General features: G+C 36.5%; 14 protein-coding genes, 1 other RNA gene, 2 pseudogenes and 1 riboswitch. Of the genes and pseudogenes, 2 read left to right on the top strand and 15 right to left on the bottom strand.

From position 1 onward, the window contains the following. Nucleotides 1-7 precede the first annotated feature (7 nt). The 5 genes and pseudogenes from AC6F8J_RS11545 to AC6F8J_RS11565 form a co-directional block, all read right to left on the bottom strand. On the bottom strand, nucleotides 8-625 hold the full coding sequence (locus AC6F8J_RS11545; RefSeq protein ID WP_500723483.1) for a cyclase family protein: 618 nt from the start codon (nucleotides 623-625) through the stop codon (nucleotides 8-10). A gap of 13 nt (nucleotides 626-638) precedes the next feature. After that, nucleotides 639-2,084 carry a glucose-6-phosphate dehydrogenase gene (gene zwf, locus AC6F8J_RS11550; RefSeq protein ID WP_500723484.1) on the bottom strand — a complete coding sequence of 482 codons (1,446 nt, stop codon included), beginning with the start codon at nucleotides 2,082-2,084 and terminating at the stop codon, nucleotides 639-641. Nucleotides 2,085-2,092: 8 nt separating this feature from the next. Continuing rightward, nucleotides 2,093-3,034 (bottom strand): phosphogluconate dehydrogenase (NAD(+)-dependent, decarboxylating), encoded by a 942-nt coding sequence (gene gnd, locus AC6F8J_RS11555; RefSeq protein ID WP_500723496.1) that lies wholly within the window; start codon nucleotides 3,032-3,034, stop codon nucleotides 2,093-2,095. 88 nt (nucleotides 3,035-3,122) lie between these two features. After that, nucleotides 3,123-3,307 (bottom strand): annotated as a pseudogene (locus AC6F8J_RS11560) (group II intron reverse transcriptase/maturase); the annotation flags it as partial. Between the two features lie 601 nt (nucleotides 3,308-3,908). Further along, nucleotides 3,909-4,442, bottom strand: coding sequence for a lecithin retinol acyltransferase family protein (locus tag AC6F8J_RS11565; protein ID WP_500723485.1), 534 nt, complete (start codon nucleotides 4,440-4,442; stop codon nucleotides 3,909-3,911). Between the two features lie 340 nt (nucleotides 4,443-4,782). Between AC6F8J_RS11565 and AC6F8J_RS11570 the strand changes: the two are divergent. Further along, nucleotides 4,783-5,181, top strand: a pseudogene (locus AC6F8J_RS11570) (transposase); the annotation flags it as partial. Nucleotides 5,182-5,596: 415 nt separating this feature from the next. Here AC6F8J_RS11570 and AC6F8J_RS11575 read toward each other — a convergent pair. After that, nucleotides 5,597-7,906 (bottom strand): AAA family ATPase, encoded by a 2,310-nt coding sequence (locus AC6F8J_RS11575; protein ID WP_500723486.1) that lies wholly within the window; start codon nucleotides 7,904-7,906, stop codon nucleotides 5,597-5,599. Nucleotides 7,907-8,302: 396 nt separating this feature from the next. On the opposite strand from AC6F8J_RS11575, the gene AC6F8J_RS11580 reads away from it, so the two are divergent. Beyond that, on the top strand, nucleotides 8,303-8,926 hold the full coding sequence (locus AC6F8J_RS11580; protein ID WP_500723487.1) for a hypothetical protein: 624 nt from the start codon (nucleotides 8,303-8,305) through the stop codon (nucleotides 8,924-8,926). A gap of 350 nt (nucleotides 8,927-9,276) precedes the next feature. Here AC6F8J_RS11580 and AC6F8J_RS11585 read toward each other — a convergent pair whose 3' ends face one another. From AC6F8J_RS11585 to AC6F8J_RS11625, 9 genes are all read right to left on the bottom strand, one after another. After that, nucleotides 9,277-9,498, bottom strand: coding sequence for a type II toxin-antitoxin system RelE/ParE family toxin (locus AC6F8J_RS11585; RefSeq protein ID WP_500723488.1), 222 nt, complete (start codon nucleotides 9,496-9,498; stop codon nucleotides 9,277-9,279). Nucleotides 9,499-9,703: 205 nt separating this feature from the next. Next, nucleotides 9,704-10,138 carry a hypothetical protein gene (locus AC6F8J_RS11590; RefSeq protein WP_500723489.1) on the bottom strand — a complete coding sequence of 145 codons (435 nt, stop codon included), beginning with the start codon at nucleotides 10,136-10,138 and terminating at the stop codon, nucleotides 9,704-9,706. 163 nt (nucleotides 10,139-10,301) lie between these two features. Continuing rightward, complete coding sequence (locus tag AC6F8J_RS11595; protein ID WP_500723490.1) at nucleotides 10,302-11,039, bottom strand: hypothetical protein; 738 nt, start codon at nucleotides 11,037-11,039, stop codon at nucleotides 10,302-10,304. A gap of 373 nt (nucleotides 11,040-11,412) precedes the next feature. Then, an RNA gene (gene rnpB, locus AC6F8J_RS11600) (RNase P RNA component class A) lies at nucleotides 11,413-11,752 on the bottom strand. A 47-nt stretch (nucleotides 11,753-11,799) separates the two neighbouring features. After that, nucleotides 11,800-12,720, bottom strand: coding sequence for an ABC transporter permease subunit (locus tag AC6F8J_RS11605; protein WP_500723491.1), 921 nt, complete (start codon nucleotides 12,718-12,720; stop codon nucleotides 11,800-11,802). Beyond that, nucleotides 12,721-13,779, bottom strand: coding sequence for an ABC transporter permease subunit (locus AC6F8J_RS11610; protein WP_500723492.1), 1,059 nt, complete (start codon nucleotides 13,777-13,779; stop codon nucleotides 12,721-12,723). A gap of 2 nt (nucleotides 13,780-13,781) precedes the next feature. Next, nucleotides 13,782-15,308: an ATP-binding cassette domain-containing protein gene (locus AC6F8J_RS11615; protein WP_500723493.1), complete on the bottom strand. Its 1,527-nt coding sequence runs from the start codon at nucleotides 15,306-15,308 to the stop codon at nucleotides 13,782-13,784. A 70-nt stretch (nucleotides 15,309-15,378) separates the two neighbouring features. Continuing rightward, nucleotides 15,379-16,521, bottom strand: coding sequence for a BMP family ABC transporter substrate-binding protein (locus tag AC6F8J_RS11620; protein ID WP_500723494.1), 1,143 nt, complete (start codon nucleotides 16,519-16,521; stop codon nucleotides 15,379-15,381). 166 nt (nucleotides 16,522-16,687) lie between these two features. Beyond that, the gene (locus AC6F8J_RS11625) at nucleotides 16,688-17,260 is read right to left on the bottom strand and encodes a xanthine phosphoribosyltransferase (RefSeq protein ID WP_500723495.1); all 573 of its coding nucleotides are present in this window, start codon (nucleotides 17,258-17,260) and stop codon (nucleotides 16,688-16,690) included. 217 nt (nucleotides 17,261-17,477) lie between these two features. Then, nucleotides 17,478-17,578, bottom strand: a riboswitch (purine riboswitch). Between the last annotated feature and the right edge of the window lie 55 nt (nucleotides 17,579-17,633).

Raw genomic sequence — 17,633 nt, forward strand, 5'->3', positions numbered from 1 at the left:
ATCTATTTTACTTCATTAGAACGACTCTTGCAGGTGATGCCTCAACATCTGCAAGCTTAAGAGGTAAGGCTATCATGTCATAGATACCTTCTTCAATATCCCTTAGTCTCAGTCCCTCAATAATCATGATATCCGCATTAAAAAGTTTTTTATGGGTGCCATGCTCCGGTTGGTCTCGCTCGATACCTAGGCCATCTGTCCCTACACCTTGTATACCCAGTTCAACCAAATAGGCTGCCCCATCCTCTGATAAAGATATAAATTCTTTATTAAAGTGTTCTTCAAATGAATTTTTTGTCTTAAACAGAAGGAAATCACCTTTTTTTAACTCTTTTTCTTTCAAATCCACTGTTTTGATCATATCCGATACAATGGTCAAATCAAGAACCTTGACCTTAGTCATAAAGCGATTAAGGTTAAAGTGTTCCATAGTTAGACCATCTCTAATCATATGCAATGGTGCATCAATGTGCGTACCTGTATGAAGGTTCATTTTAAGATCTGTTTCATAGTGGCTTCCGGTGTTGAAATTGGAAGCATTGCTAAAAATCGGTTTTTTGCTTTCATAATTTTTATAAACCATGATATTCGGTTCTATGGTCATAGATATATCAAATATCTTCATTTTATCTCCAATCCTAATCAAAATCATTATTCAGATCATCTAAGCGCCACCAATGTCGACCATCCATTTTTAACATATTATGGGCTGACACAGGTCCATCTGAACCCCTAGGATAAGTATCCAAATAGGGAGATTTAGTGGGACATTTATCTGTAACTTCTGAAATGAGTTTCCAAGCACTTTTTACTTCTTCCCATCCTGTAAACATAGCCGTATCACCGTTTAAAATATCTAATAACAAACGTTCATATGCATCCGGTGATTTATAAAAAATATCACAAGATTGACAGTAGCTTAGATTAACGGATAATAGATTGCTTTCACTTCTTGGTTCCTTCGTATTAATACGTAAATATACACCTTCATCCGGTTGTATTTTTATGACTAATAAGTTGGGTATTCTCTCGGTATTGCTAGGGGTATCAAATCCATCCACTCTAAATTCAATAACAATCTTTGCTTCACCGCCATCAAGTGCTTTACCAGTCCTTAAGTAAAAAGGTACACCTTCCCATCTGGGTCTATTTACAAAGCATTTCATTGCAACAAAGGTTTCCGTATTTGAATTCGGATCCACCTTAACTTCTTCTCTATACCCTTCATATTGGCCAAATATAAGTCCATTATGACTTTCCAAATCCATTTGAACATTTAGGTTCTGAATGACTTTGACTTTTTCTTCCTTAATACTATAATTATCTAGACGCTTTGGTGGTTCCATGGCTACAAGAGCCAATATCTGAATTAGGTGATTCTGTATCATGTCTCTTAGAGCCCCGGCTTGATCATAATAACCACCTCTGTCTTTTACTCCATCTTTTTCCTTAACCGTAATCTGAACATTGTCAATGGAGTCTTTATTCCAAACTGCACTAAATATTTGATTTGAGAATCGGACGGTATTAATATTTTGAATCATTTCTTTTCCAAGATAATGATCAATTCTATATATGTGATCTTCTCCAAAGATATCAGATATAATATCATTAATTTTTTCTGCCGAATCAAGGTCATATCCAAATGGCTTTTCAAAAACGGCCCTAACATACCCTTTTACATCTAATAGTTTTTTATCCCTGAGCTGTTCTGATATAATAGGAAAAAAATTAGGTGCGGTCGCCAAATAAAAAATTCGATTAGGACAGTTTTGAGTCTGCATAAAGGTGTAAAACTCTGTGTAGTCTTCCGCCTTTTCGAAATTCATTTGGTAATATTGAAGCATAGCACTAAAGGCTACAAATACACTTTCATTAAAGTTTGAAACTTTTTTCATAAGAACGTCTTTAACTTCTTCTCTATACATTGATGTATCTTTATCTTTACGTCCAAGTACAATAATGGTCATATCATTTAATAAACGACCACCTAGGAATAGTTGATAAAAAGCTGGCATCAGTTTATAATATGTCAAATTGCCTGTACCACCAAATATGGTAAATATTACCTTTTGATTTTCCATACGTTCACCTACCTTTTATGTAATTCATGACCACCAAATTCATTTCTAAGTGCAGCAACTACACGATCTGAGAACTTACCATCATCCTTAGATGCATTTCTTATAAATAGAGATTGAGTAATAACCGGTGCTGAAACACCAAGTCTTATGGCTTCCTCAACAGTCCACTGTCCTTCTCCTAAGGCATCAATACGAGGAATAACATCCTCTAACATACCATTATTTGCAAAAGCCTGTTTCGTCATTTGCATAAGGTACCCCGCAATTATAGATCCGTGATTCCATACATTAGCAACCTTTTCAAAATCTACATCAAACTCAGACCTTCTAATAATCTCTAGTCCTTCTCCAACGGCCTGCATCATTCCATATTCAATACCATTGTGTACCATCTTAATATAATGGCCTGATCCTCGTTTTCCACAGTGCAGATAACCTTCTTCAACATTAAGGGCTTTGAAATATGGCTCCAAAATCGCAATCGCTCTTTTGTCCCCACCAACCATCATACAAGCCCCATATCTTGCCCCATCTGTTCCACCTGACGTTCCAGCATCCACGAAGTAGATACCCTTTTCTTCTAGTAGATCACCTCTTCTAAGGGTGTCCGAGTACCTAGAGTTACCACCGTCCACTATGATATCACCTGGTGACAATAAGGGTGCAACCTGCTCAATAATGGCCTCTGTCGCCGGACCTGCTGTAACCATAATCCAAACCACCTTAGGAGATTCTAGAGCGTCAATCATATCTTCTATTTCTTCAAAAGTTCTAATACCTTCATTTTTAATTCTTTCTCTCGGCGCCTTACTACGGTTGTAAGCACCTACATCTAGTCCTTTATCATGCATATTCAACGCTAAATTATAACCCATTTTCCCTAGTCCTATTAAACCAATTTTCATATTCGACCTCCTTGAACAAGTATTTATATTCTGCCAATCTTTAATACTAGTATATCATAAGTTCCATTTTTGTAAATGATAAGTTTTATCAATATAAAAGTCAATACCATATGTCTTAACTTCTATATAGGGCAGTTGAAATTCCCAATGGCCTCATTTTACCATTGCTTTTTGGTATATATACTCTTCGCACCGGTTTTGGAAAGTAGGTTCTGTTCTAATGGCGTTTACAATGTCATCTCTATTAGTCTTAATGTAATCCCCTGGTTCCTCTACCCTTATATCATCAATCCCACTTGCACCTTTATTTTCAACAATCTTCCTGTACGCTCGATTTAAGTTCTCTTATGTAGTAATCATTTCAATTAAGTTCATTGTTGTTACTCCTCTGTTTATTATAAAATTTATACACATCGTCCCTCTAGATATAGATAATATTCCTCGGTTACGTTCCCACTTTTCTTATCCATCCGATTTCTGGCTTATGTATTATATTATGAATAACGATTTGTCTATAAATCGTTTCAGTCCTTCGGTTATTACACCTGCTTTAACTTCATCTGTCTCCCTCCCCAAACCTTTTTCTACCATATCTTTTGATATGTGGGTAGGGTCTCCCAGGGTAAGACACTAATCTTTCTATCCACAACCTCTTGATTTACAACTTCGATTTACGTTTACCTTTTGGGCTTTAGTTTGTTATGCAACCTCACCCACCTAACCGCCTTATCAAGTTTCTGTTCGTAGGCTCAAGAATTTTGCTACATCACTTCCTTCATCTTTATCATTACTAATACCAACTTGTGGTTCGCTACACTTGACGGTTAATACCCATGGCTAGACTTTCACCAGCTAGATTAGTGCCATACCTGGCACACATAAAAGAAAGTTATTACAATGTAATAACTTTCTAGAATCTTTATGCTCTTTTTAGAATTTTTTTATAAATATTCATGCTTAGTCTTAAAGTTCTATCTTTTGTCCTGAGTGTGAAGGGGACCACTTTTTTTCTAAGCATCCAAACATCTTGCCCCTTATTTATAAAGTAGGTTTGTGTTGAATGAGGATTACCTGTAGCACACCAATAAACAAAGTGTTCACAATTATTCTTTTTGATGCTATAACATTCTTCTCTTTTCCCTAATGCACTATAAGCTCTTGAAACAATTAGATCTCTTCTAAAACTATCTTTAATATGGTGTAAGACCACTTTTTCCCCGCCCAATAAAAAAGTTTTCATAGATACCTTTTTGATTTCGGCATGTTTTCTCATATGAAAGCTATTGGCATGAAAGTGGATTACACAATTGTTCTCAACTTCAACACCGAAATGTCGATAATTCATCGTTCTGAATATCAGCTTGTCAATCCATCTAGAATCTTTGTTTTCACGCTCCTTAGTTGACCCAAGAAGTATGGGCTTTCTCTCAACATAAATAATGTCTCCAAACATTATAGCCTCCCATTATTAATATCCATTTCTTGATAAACAATCTTTACCAAATACTAACACTATAATAAATGTATATGCTTTTGTGCATTATGTCAATAAAAAGTATAAAATTTAATATTTGGGTAAGGCGTCTTACCTCTTTATACATTATAATATTTAACGAGGAAGGTGTTTAACTATGGCTATTGTTTAACAAACAAATAAAGAAACGGGTATAACGTATGCGTATCAAAATGAAGCTTATTGGGATTCTGATAAAAAGCAATCTAAGGCTAAACGTAAATTACTGGGAAAAGTGGATAATCTGGCCTTACTATTTGGATAAGAATCAGGACTTCCCTTTTATTATCGTAAGCTTCCAGAAAATATAACAGATGTAAAGATTGTAAAGCAATTGATGACAGAATTCGATATTATGGGTTATAAGAAAGTAAAAGTTGTTTTAGACAGAGGATTCTACAGTAAAAAGAACATTGATTTTTTATATAAAAACCACCAGAAATTTATCATAGGTGTGAAATTTGAACTGAAATATGTTAAAACAATACATGAGCAAAAAAAAATAATATACAACAATGAAGTGATTTTTATCCTCAGTTTGGTAACCATGAGATTTGTAAAACAATTGACTGGGATTGTGAGCAGAAACGTCCTTACAAAAATGATACTCTCAAAAGCAATCGCAGAGCTTATCTACATTTGTTTTATAATGCCGAAAAGGCTGCAAAAAATCAGATAGATTTCAACGATCATCTAACCAAGATTATAACGATTTAGTAAATAATACTCGTAAAGATTATTATACAAAGGATTACACGAAATATTTTACTGTAACAGAGTTGTCGAATTTATAGCTTCAATTTTCTTATTATACATCAAAAAGAAGATGCAAGATGCAAAATTATTTGAAAAATTCACCTTGCAGGAGCAGAAAGATCTATTTATTAAACTAGGGGTTGAATATCCCTCGTTATAAATTCTGGGAATCTAGGCTTTATATGATATGTGAATTTAGTAAAACTTAGTTTTGACCCTTTAACTATATTTGATTAACATTTTTTCTAGAAAATAAAAAAGAAGCAACGTCCCATCGCTAATGAGATATCACTTCTTCTTCACAAATCTATGTAACCCAACTGTTAAAATTGAAAGGCTTATCCATTACTTTCTTGAACTCTTACCTTTGGCTCATTTTCACCCATATAGACTTCAATATGGTCACCTTCTTTAATTATACCTTTAATATAACACTCAGCTAACTCATCCTCAACATATTGCTGAATAGCTCTTCTAAGTGGTCTTGCACCAAATTTGGGGTCATAACCATTTTCTAAGATAAAGGCTTTAACCTCTTGATCTACAGTGAGAGACATGCGCTTATCTTTTGCTGTGTTTAATACATCTTTCAACATCAGTTCAATAATGTCTTTTAATTCGTTTTTACTAAGTTCTGTAAAAACAATGGTTTCATCGATTCTATTAAGAAATTCAGGCTTAAATACTTCCTTCAAAGCATCTTTAGTCTTTTGCTCTAAGGATGCATAGGACCCATTGCCAAAACCAATACCATTGTTTTTATGACTCGTTCCAGCATTTGAAGTCATAATTATAACCGTATTCTCAAAATTCACTGTACGTCCTTGTCCATCAGTCAAACGTCCGTCTTCAAGTATTTGAAGTAATAGATTGAACACATCCGTATGGGCTTTTTCTATCTCATCTAACAACAAGACAGAATAGGGTCGTCTTCGTACTTTTTCTGTTAATTGGCCGGCCTGATCATACCCAACATAACCTGGTGGTGCACCTATTAGTTTGGATACGGTATGCTTTTCCATAAACTCAGACATATCAAAACGAATGAGTGCCTCTTCATTACCAAATAGTTCACTCGCAAGTGCTTTCGATAATTCCGTCTTACCAACGCCTGTCGGACCCACAAAAACAAAGGATGATGGTTTCTTCCTTCGGCTGAATCCGGATCGACTTCGCCTCGTCGCTCTTGAAAGTTTTTTGACCGCTTCTTCTTGACCAATAATTCTTCTGTGAAGGCGTTCTTCAAGATTGATAAGCTTATAAGCTTCATCTTCTGCAATGGATTTTACCGGAATTTTTGTCCAAGCTTCTATAACATAGGCAATATCTTCCTCAGTTATAGCAACATTTTTACATTCTTTTTCAATCTTGGCAATTTTATCATTAAGTCTTAGCTCTTCAACTTTGCAATCTGCAGCCCTTTCATAATCATCATTGGCAGCTGCATCTTCTTTATCTATTACAATTTTTTGCAACTCATTTTTTAAAGCTTCCAGTTCTACAAGGCCTTCATTTAGTAGGTTTGCTCTTGAGCCTGCTTCATCAATAACATCTATGGCTTTATCAGGTAAAAATCGATCACTGATATAACGTTCCGACATCATAACCGCCTTAATAATGACTGCTTCTGATATATGCACTTTATGATAGTCTTCATAATAATCTTTAATTCCTTTTATGATTTCAATAGAATCTTCAATAGAAGGCTCATCTACTATAACAGGCTGAAAACGTCTTTCAAGAGCAGAATCCTTTTCAATATGCTTTCGATACTCCTCAAGGGTCGTTGCACCAACAATCTGAACCTCTCCTTTAGCAAGAGCTGGCTTTAATATATTGGCGGCATTCATGGTGCCGCCTTCTGCTTCACCTGCACCCACTATACTATGGACTTCATCTATAACCAGAATAATATTACCTTCTGTTGTTGCTTCTTTTAATATCGCTTTCATACGCGTCTCAAACTGACCTCTAAATTGTGTACCTGCTACAACAGATGTCAAATCCAATAAATAGACCTCCACATTTAGAAGCTTCGTCGGTACTTGACCTTCAACGATTCTAACAGCTAGACCTTCCGCAATCGCGGTCTTACCGACACCCGGTTCACCAATAAGCACCGGATTATTCTTGGTCCTACGATTTAATATTTGGATAACCCTGTCAATTTCTCTATGACGACCAATAATACGATCTACTTCATGATTAATTGCTTTCTCATTAAGATTAATTCCATATGCGTCAAGATTTTTTCTTTTTAGAGAACCCGTCTTTTTAACCTTTGTTTTAACCGTTCCGTCCTGAGTTTCTTGTTCCGCTTGTTTAAAGGTCATATCCTCGTCTTTATTATTCTTAGAAAAGGCCGAATTAAATAAATTCGATATATGATTTTTACCGTGCTCGTCCGGTTTTGTAAAACTTTCTGTAAGTTGGTCCATATCCACATCTTCAAAAATATCTGTCATTTGCTCACTGATATTATCGAACTCTTCTTGTGACATACCTGTTTGTTGCAATATTGCATCAAGAGGTGCTAGTCCTTGCTTTTGAGCGCAAGGAATACAAAGCCCTTCTCGCTTTGCTATACCGTTTTCCATTTTTGTTACAAATACAATTGCTGTGTTTACACGGCACATTGAACATTTCATATCTATCAACTCCAAACTCTATCTATATCCTTGGTCTTATTGTTTTATTTTTATATTCTTGGTTAAAGTGTCAAAACTAAGTTTCTCTAATTTATATACCGCATATAGGTTACGTTGATACACTCAAAACTATATATTGTATGTAAAAGTTCAACTATATACTTTTGACACTTTAATTATTCTTTGTAGTATAAACTTATCACACCCACCTTCATAAGTCCATATAATGAAGCTTTTATAATAAACTTCTAATAGATTATTCATAATTTATTCAAATTTGAGTTGGCTTTATAATCAACAATAAAACCATTAACTCTTTATGCTTTTATGTCGATATACTCTAGGAGATGACTATTAAACCTACGGATAGGTATCATATTTCAAGGAGGAAGACTTATGAATATAATCGAAAATATCAACAACCCACAAAATAATAGGGACTTAGCAGAACTAAATAAAAATAATAGACACAAGAGAACAGTAGAAGAAAAAGACAAACCTCAAGTAAAGTCTGAAACAAACGCAGTTAAGTATACTAACAAAGAGAACACCCCCAAAGCCAACTATAAACCGGATATGGATAAAGTTCGTGCCATGAAGGAAGAAACCGACCAACGATTAATTGATTTGTTTAGAAACACGGTAAAAGGCGGAGCCCTTAAGCAAATGGGCGGACTTAGAGGCTATTTACAAAGACTTATTAACGGCGACTCTACCGAAGATGATCTTGCCCTTGAACTTGGTATCGAGATTACACCAGATGCTATTGACAAAGCCAAAGCAGATGTTGCTGAAGATGGATACTGGGGTGCAAATGCTACTTCAGATCGTTTCCTTGAATTTGCTATGGCCCTGTCCGGCGGCGACCCCGCCAAAGCAGATATGTTGCTTGACGCAGTCAAAGCCGGCTATAAAGAAGCTGAGACCATATGGGGCGGCGAACTTCCATCTCTTAGTAAAGAAACATTAGATCTAACCATAAAAAAATTCGAAGCTTGGCGTGATGGTGAAGAAGCTTAATTATTGCATTTATTAAACCATATATAGATTACGTTGATGCATTCATAACTATATATTGCATGCAAAAGTTCAACTATATACTTTTGACACCTTAAGCAACTATTAACTAATAAATCAAATTCCATTGTTCTCTCCTAAAACTAGTATAATATGTCTTCTAACATCCTGTGAGTTGACGATGTGTGGTATCCATCCTTGTTCAAAGCCCATATCGTCAACTCGCTGTTATGAGAAGTAATATGCGAAGTAGCCAATAAAAAAGACCTCTAGTGATAAACTAGGGCCTTGAAATTACAAATCAAGTCTCCTTGATCCGTGAATTACTGTAACAATATATAGCTCCCCATTCATTATCTCATATATAATTCTATAATCTCTGTATAGAACTCTCGGATATTATCGTCACCATACTCTGGTACGATTCTCCCCATTTTTGGATATTTTATTAGCTTTTCGGCTACATCAATAATCCTATTAATAAATACTTCAGCATAAAAGGTATTATCACTAGCTATGTAATCTCTTAAATTCTCGACATCGTCAAGAGCCCTCTCTCTCCACGATAATCTCATGATTTAAGTAGCCTTTTCTTTGCTTCTTCGTGAGATATAAATTTACCATCACATATATCTCTTCTACCAGATATTATAATACATTACGATATATTACGCAACTATTAATTCCAAAATTTGACAAAAAAATAAGCCCTATCAAGGCTTTCAGCGTTTTTTTGATTATGCAACTGTCAAAGACCCGCGATGTGTGGTAATCTTCCGATTAATCTTCTATATATTTATTCTCAATAATTGTTATGTCTTTACGATTTTCCTTACAACTTGAATAAAAGTATAGGTCGGTTTCTCCAAGCTTCTTATTAGCTCTACCTATAGTCATCTCACGAGTGGTCTCAATCCCAAATCTAACCCTCATAACTCGTACAACCATGCCGGAAATCGAATTACTTATCTCAACTTCATCTCTTGGCTTAATCTCACAAACCCTCTGTTCCAAAATCTGAAATGCTATCTGAAGTTCATTCATAAATCCTGCCTCAGAATAGACAAGCAATTGCTCAGTTATGTTATCCTTATCTCTCGAATTGAAATATTTCTCCCTAATATCAACAGGCATCAAATCTACATAATCGTCAAGATTAACATCTGGCAAAACTGCTTCAAAAGTGTATCTATGACTAATGAAAAGTAATACCATTCTAGATAAATTATCAGGTAAAAAATCAAAGTCATGAAAACATATGTCAAAAATATGTATGGTAGTGTTTTACGCATTGAAACAAGGACTGTTAAGGGCATAAATATTCCGGCTTCGTAGTTCTAAGAATAAAACCGTCTTACTTACTCTTACTTAGTCTCACTTAGTTCTTATATGTCACCTTCGCCTTCATACAATATTGGCAAATATATTCACAAATCATATCAAAATCCTGCGCTTCACAATAGATTTGATTATGTATTAAGTTCTGCTTTAAATAAATGACGTGTAGTCGTTTATTCACTACTATTGTTTTTACTTTGGAAAAAGTACTGTAAGTGCTTTGTTTGGTTCCAGCCAAAAGCCCTGCCCCTGTCGTCTGAGGATTACCAGCCATTACTCCAGCTAGAATACCAATCATAGACAAGACTTGACTCTTCTTAAACTGCTTATCCAGCTGAATATGGTTCACACCCATGCCATTCATTTCAAAGACAACACAATACCTGCCGCCATTCATAATAGCCACCAGTGGGTAGGCAAGTAACATCAAGACTGTTACAATGGCAACCACCACCACAATCACTTTGAAAAATATGGCACCGGCTTCAATAAAGCCCTCTTCTAGGCTTAGAAAAAACATAAGCAATGCCGGAGCCATAGCACTTAACATCAGTACTTTCCAAACCGTTATTAGTATGGTAGGATTCTTCCACATGTTCATGTCATAAGCCCATCTCATGAGACCTTCTCCGTTCACAACCACAGCAGTATCATCCGGCATATCTTGATGCTTATAATTAATTTTGCTTATTATAGGATCAGTTATAACCGGTGAGCAACAGTTTTTACAAAACAAGTTGCCTTCTTCTATTGGCGCATTGCATTCACTACAATTCATAAAACTACCCCCTTAACCTGTTTAATTGTTAACAGGCGCATCTATGATAATTATAGCATCTATGCCCTCTGTTTCATAGAATAAAAACCAGGGTTTCATAAGACTTTTTAATACCAACATCGACTATGAAGTTCCTGGAACTGTGTATATGAATAGGCTCATAAGAAATTAACCTATCACATCATGTTAGTCTTCAAGACATGATGCAAAAACGAAAACTTTCTTATGAAATATACAAGACAACAAGAGCTGACCGCCGACTTTTAGTGCAGGACGTACCAGCTGGAGGCCGTAGTCATATAAACAGTAGAAGGGTTTTCACAGGACCCCTATTAACCATAAATCAAAAAAAGACCCTATAAGGGTCTCTTTAAAAGTGAGCAAGCCGATAAGCCGAGTTCTGTCGTGAACGGTCATCTGTCTAGTCTTATTGTCACCAATAAGCTCAAGCGACTAACCAAGTGCTAAGCGGGCCGCCATCACACTTTAATGTCTTGCACCGAGTGGGGTTTACATATGCCTCTCTTGTTACCAAGAAAGCGGTGAGCTCTTACCTCACCTTTCCAGCCTTACCATGTAATGAAACATGGCGGTTTATTTCTGTTGCACTATCCTTAGAGTCGCCTCCACCAGCCGTTAACTGGCACCCTGCCCTATGGAGCTCGGACTTTCCTCACCTAGATTGCTCTAAGTGCGACCGTCTAGCTTACTCACCTTGGTACTATACCATAGCTTATATAAATATGCAATCCAGATTCCTTTAGCGATCTTCTCTAAAATAGGGTACACCAAGTCCTTTTGGCGGTGCATCTTCTTTAGACTTTCTAATGGAACTAAGAATCAATACAATGATCGTAACTGCGTATGGCAGAACATCCAGTAGGTTCTGAGAAATACTAAGATGTTGTAATCTAAAACCAATAATGCTTAACCCTCCAAACAGATAGGCACCAAACAAAGCCATTACAGGGTTCCATTTCACAAAAATAACTAAAGCAATAGCAATCCATCCTCTTCCGGCTGTAATGTTATCTTGCCACTGTGGCACATCAACAACTGATAAATAGGCACCTGCCATGCCACAAAGGGCACCGCCAAATAAGATATGTATATACTTGTATAGATTGACATGTATACCAGATGCATCTGCTGCACTTGGGTTCTCACTAATGGCAATTAAGTTCAAGCCGAATCGAGTCTTATAAAAATATATGCCTAAACAGATGGCCATTATATATCCGATATATACAAAATAATCATGTCGAAATAAAATCGGTCCAATAAAGGGCAAATCACTTAATAAAGGTATCTTTACCTTAGCAAAAGAATCAATGACTCTATCTGGCATTTTTTGACCAATAAATAGCGTGCCTACAAAACTGGCAATACCCGTTCCAAATATGGTTAATGCCAATCCCGAAACAACTTGATTAGCTCTTAAACTTACAGTAAGAAAAGCATATATAAGTGCTCCAAGAGCGCCCGCAATCGCTGCACCGACTATGGCTATAATACCGCTACCAGAATAAAAACCCATTCCAAATCCTGCAACCGCACCTATAAGCATCATACCCTCTACACCTAAGTTTAGGTTGCCTGATTTTTCTGTAAGCATTTCACCTAATGTAGCAAAGAGCAAAGGCGTACCTGCAATAATCATAGCAAATAAAAAGGATGTCATTTAAGCCACCTCCTTTTCCATGACGGAATTTCTTACCAACTTATACTGAATAAAAAACTCACTGCCAATTACAAAGAATAAAATTACACTTTGCAAAATACCTGCTGCCGATTGGGGAATCTGATATGCGGTTTGAATAAAGCTGCCACCTTTAATCATAATTGCAAAAAGAAGGGAAACCGGTATAATAATTGCCGCTTTTAGTCCAGACAGCCATGCCGTAATAATAGCCGTATAACCATAGCCGGCGGCAACTTGCGTTGACAAGGTTTGATTTACCGCTGAGGCTTGCATCATACCGACAATACCTGCAATACCACCACTAATGAATAAAGCCGATAGAATAACCTTTTTCACATTCATACCGGCATATTTTGCTGTATCCATGCTTTCTCCCACCACAGCAATCTCATAACCTGCTTTTGAGTAATTCATCATAACAGCTATAATGATGACTAAAAAAATAGCTATCACCCATCCTATGTGTACACCAAAAAGCTTTGGCATAATGGCTGAATCCATAAAATTGGCAATTTTGGGAAATCCTAAAGAACCGGGATCTTTCCATGGACCGTACTGAAGATAAGTAACCCACTTTAAAGCAACATAGTTCATCATCAGTGTAAAAATCGTCTCATTTGTGCCAAATTGAACTTTAAAAAATGCCGGAATAAGTGCCCACAAGCCACCGCCTATAAAACCAGCTAGAAACATTGCCGGCAACAGTAGCATCTTAGGTAAATGGTTATAGTTAAGCGCTAAATTACTGGCAGCTAAAGCGCCTACAATAATTTGCCCTTCTGCACCGATATTCCAGAATTTCATCTTAAACGCAATCATTATACCAATAGATGTAACCACCAAAGGTATGGTTATGGTTAAGGTATCACGAATTCTATGAGCCGAACCAAAAGCACCTTCTACCATAGACAAGTAAACATTCATCGGATTGTGACCAAGCCCACCGATAAAAAAAGACGTTAGTAAAAATGCGCATATTATTGAAAGAATGCGTATGGCGGCTGCCTTCTTACTGGTCATATCTGTTCTCTTTACCATTCTCATTGTGCCCTCACCAACCCTTCTATACGTTCACCTGCCATCATAAGTCCTACTTCTTCTCTTGTTGTTCGTTCAGCATATACGATACCGGTTATTTCACCTTGGCAAATCACCATAATTCTATCGCATAGCTCTAGAAGAACATCCAAGTCCTCACCAATGAACAAAACACCAACGTTTTTTTTCTTCTGTTCATTGACCAAATCATAGATTGTATGGGTTGCTCCGATATCTAAACCCCGAACAGCATAGGCCGTAATTAGAACATTGGGATTAGTATCAATTTCACGTCCGATTAGTACTTTTTGAATATTGCCGCCGGATAATTGTTTAACCGGATGATGTACGCCTGGTGTTTTTATTTCTAAGGTTTCTATCATTTTCTCACAGATTTCTTCTATTGGTTTTCTCTTAATCATGATACCTTTTTGATTATGATGTTCTTTTAAGAGATAATTATCCACCATATCCATGGAAGCAACAAGCCCCATACCCAAGCGATCTTCCGGTATAAAACTCATACTAATCCCCTTCTTTATAATACTTCTTGGGGATTTACCAATGAGGCTTTCTTCCTTATAAATAATTTCACCAGAATGAACCGGATATAAACCAGCTATGGCTTCACACAATTCTTTCTGCCCACTACCGGACACACCTGCGACACCTAGAATCTCGCCTTCATAAAGTTCAAAGGAAATGTCTTTAAGTACTTTAACATGTTCTTGATCTATGGCATTTAATTTATCCACTTTAAGCAATTGATTGCCTCTCTTTACCAAAGGACGTTCGATTGATAGATTGACCGACTTACCTACCATCAAGTCAGTAAGCGCTCTAGGTGTTGTCTCTTTGGTAATAAGCGTTCCAACTGTCGTTCCTTTTCTAAGGACTGTAACTTTATCTGATATTTCCATAACTTCATTCAGCTTGTGGGTAATAATGATAATGGCACAACCTTCTTTTGCCATATTTTTCATAATTTTAAATAGCTTTTTCGTTTCTTGAGGTGTCAAAACCGCAGTCGGTTCATCCATAATCAATATATCCGCACCTCTGTAGAGTACTTTCAAGATTTCAACAGCTTGCTTTTCACCGATGGACATATCGTAGATCTTCTGATCAGGATTGACCGTCAAACCAAATTGGTCGATGATTTCCTTGAGATCTTTTGATAATTTCTTGCGATGTAAAAAAAAGGACCCTTTTTGGCCCATAATAACATTCTCTTTTGCTGTTTGAACCTCGACCAGTTTATAATGCTGATGAATCATACCAATGCCTTTTTCGATGGATTCTTTGGGACTACCGATTTTAGTAGGCGTGTTGTGAATATAAATAGAACCGCTGTCAGGTTTATAGATACCTGACAGCATGTTCATTAATGTGCTCTTACCAGCGCCATTCTCACCGAGTAACGCATGTATTTCACCTTTATTCACTTCAAAATTAATATGATCATTTGCCTTAACTGTACCAAAGGTTTTGCATATGTTTTCCATTTTTACAAAAACTTGATCCTTCATGGCAAACTCCTTTAATGACTTAATATTTTATGGTACAAGGTCAAAACTAAGTTTTTACACCTAAACCATTCTATTCAACATTACCAATAACACCTTCAACAAACCACATCATGTTTAGCATTTCGCCGTCTGTCATAGCCGCACCTTCTGCAACAACAACTTCACCAGCTTGATTGGTCAAAGGACCATCAAATACAAGTTCAGATCCGTCAAGAATTTGAGCGGTTGCAGCATCTACTGCTTCCTGAGCGCCTTCAGGTGCATTCTCAGTTAATGGTGCAAGAGCTACGATACCATCCTCCATACCACCCCAGTAAGCATGAGAAGCAAAGGTACCATCAATAACTGCTTGAACTTGTTCTACATAATAGGGTCCCCAGTTCCAAATAGGCGCTGTCATATATGCTTTTGGTGCCATCGCGCTCATATCTGTGTTGTAACCAACTGACCATACTCCGCGTTCTTCAGCAGCTTGTTGCGGACCTGCTGTATCTTGATGTTGAGCTATAACATCTGCTCCGCTATCTAATATTGCAATCGCTGCCTCTTTTTCTTTAGCTGGATCATACCATGTAGATGTCCAAACAACTTCTACTTCTACATCCGGATTAACAGATTGTGCTCCTAGTGTAAATGCATTGATACCACGAATTACTTCTGGAATTGGGAAAGCAGCTACATAACCGATTTTATTGGTTTCGGTTTTCATACCTGCAACAATACCGGATAAATATCTTGCTTGGTAAATTCTTCCGAAATAATTTGCCATATTGTCGGTTGTTTTATAACCTGAACAATGCATAAAAGCAACTTCCGGAAAATCACCGGATAGTTTTTCCATAAAATCCATATATCCGAAGCTGGTTGCAAATATAATGGTTGCACCTTGGTCTATCATGTTACGCATCTCTTGTTCAACGTCTTGAGTTTCTGGAACGGATTCTTTGTAAATGGTTTTAACACCCAGTTCCTCTTCTAAGAACAAACGACCTTGATCATGGGCATATGTCCATCCACCGTCACCAATTGGTCCGACATAGATAAATCCAACTGTAACATCCTCACCTGTTGCCGCCTCAGTGTCCATGCCTTCTGTAACTTCTGTTTCACTTGCTGTTTCACCATATGTTTCTTCAGTTGATGTTTTTCCACCACACGCTACAAGCGATAGAACAAGTGTTAGTACCATGAGTAATGCTAATATTTTTTTCATTTTTTTCCTCCTAATAAATAATATGCTTTTTGTTTTCTTTTTATGCCCCCTGAAGCAGTTACCGTTAAATATATACTGGTATTTAATCCTCCTTTCAGAAATAAGCTTATAATTATACAATCAGATGATTTATTTATATTGTCATCCTTTTGCATTGGGTATTTCTTTAATCTAAAAAAGTAACCTTTCCGTCCCGAATCCGATCTATAATTGCTAATGATTCTACCTTAATACCTTGTTCTCTAAGTAACTGTCCTCCGGATTGAAAACCTTTTTCAATAACAATGCCAACCCCTTCTACAGTTGCACCGGCTTGTCTTGCTATGTCAATTAAGCCAAGAGCTGCTTTACCATTCGCTAGAAAATCATCTAATATCAATACATGATCCTTACTTGATAAATATCGTTTTGAAACCATAACATCATAGGTGACCTGCTTTGTAAATGAGTAAACTTTACTTGTATAAATCTCTTTATCTAAATTCCTAGACTGGGCCTTCTTCGCAAATACGACAGGAACGTTAAACTCTAAAGCTGCAATAGAAGCAATCGCTATACCTGATGCCTCTATGGTTAGCAGTTTAGTGATTTTAGTACTATCAAACAACCTTCTAAACTCTTTTCCCATTTCAACAAAAAGACCGACATCAATCTGATGATTCAGGAAGGAGTCTACTTTTATAATCTCTTCACCGATGGTTCTGCCTTCTTCTAAAATACGTTGTTTAAGTAAGTCCATTCTATTCTATTCTCCTGCTCTAACATATTTCTATCTGGTTGACCATAAAATGAAGTCCGTCTTCCTTGCGCAAATGTAAACCATACGCTAATTAAATCTTGTATCAAAAGGAAAGTAACCATTCCCTTTGAAATAACAAAAACTCTGCATAAGCAGAGTTCAATAAATATCGCAACAAATCGTTTCCTTTGGCGAGTGCCAAAAATAAGCGATACGTTTGCATCATTTAGGAACTCATAGCTATAACTATTTACGGTAGTTTGTAGAAACTTTCAGCCCATATTGCTGAATTATACGAGTTTTTGCATGTCATTTTTCATTTACATATCCATGTTATTTTATTATAATATTCTTTAAAAGTCAAGCTATATGT

It is taken from the genome of Petrocella sp. (genome assembly GCF_059865615.1).

What these genes read in the sequence shown, in the direction of transcription:
- AC6F8J_RS11615 (WP_500723493.1), bottom strand. Translation starts at nt 15,308, where the DNA reads ATGAAGGATCAAGTTTTTGTAAAAATGGAAAACATATGCAAAACCTTT.
- AC6F8J_RS11590 (WP_500723489.1), bottom strand. Translation starts at nt 10,138, where the DNA reads ATGGTATTACTTTTCATTAGTCATAGATACACTTTTGAAGCAGTTTTG.
- AC6F8J_RS11620 (WP_500723494.1), bottom strand. Translation starts at nt 16,521, where the DNA reads ATGAAAAAAATATTAGCATTACTCATGGTACTAACACTTGTTCTATCG.
- zwf (WP_500723484.1), bottom strand. Translation starts at nt 2,084, where the DNA reads ATGGAAAATCAAAAGGTAATATTTACCATATTTGGTGGTACAGGCAAT.
- AC6F8J_RS11585 (WP_500723488.1), bottom strand. Translation starts at nt 9,498, where the DNA reads ATGAGATTATCGTGGAGAGAGAGGGCTCTTGACGATGTCGAGAATTTA.
- AC6F8J_RS11605 (WP_500723491.1), bottom strand. Translation starts at nt 12,720, where the DNA reads ATGACATCCTTTTTATTTGCTATGATTATTGCAGGTACGCCTTTGCTC.
- AC6F8J_RS11565 (WP_500723485.1), bottom strand. Translation starts at nt 4,442, where the DNA reads ATGTTTGGAGACATTATTTATGTTGAGAGAAAGCCCATACTTCTTGGG.
- AC6F8J_RS11545 (WP_500723483.1), bottom strand. Translation starts at nt 625, where the DNA reads ATGAAGATATTTGATATATCTATGACCATAGAACCGAATATCATGGTT.
- AC6F8J_RS11580 (WP_500723487.1), top strand. Translation starts at nt 8,303, where the DNA reads ATGAATATAATCGAAAATATCAACAACCCACAAAATAATAGGGACTTA.
- AC6F8J_RS11610 (WP_500723492.1), bottom strand. Translation starts at nt 13,779, where the DNA reads ATGGTAAAGAGAACAGATATGACCAGTAAGAAGGCAGCCGCCATACGC.
- AC6F8J_RS11625 (WP_500723495.1), bottom strand. Translation starts at nt 17,260, where the DNA reads ATGGACTTACTTAAACAACGTATTTTAGAAGAAGGCAGAACCATCGGT.
- AC6F8J_RS11575 (WP_500723486.1), bottom strand. Translation starts at nt 7,906, where the DNA reads ATGAAATGTTCAATGTGCCGTGTAAACACAGCAATTGTATTTGTAACA.
- AC6F8J_RS11595 (WP_500723490.1), bottom strand. Translation starts at nt 11,039, where the DNA reads ATGAATTGTAGTGAATGCAATGCGCCAATAGAAGAAGGCAACTTGTTT.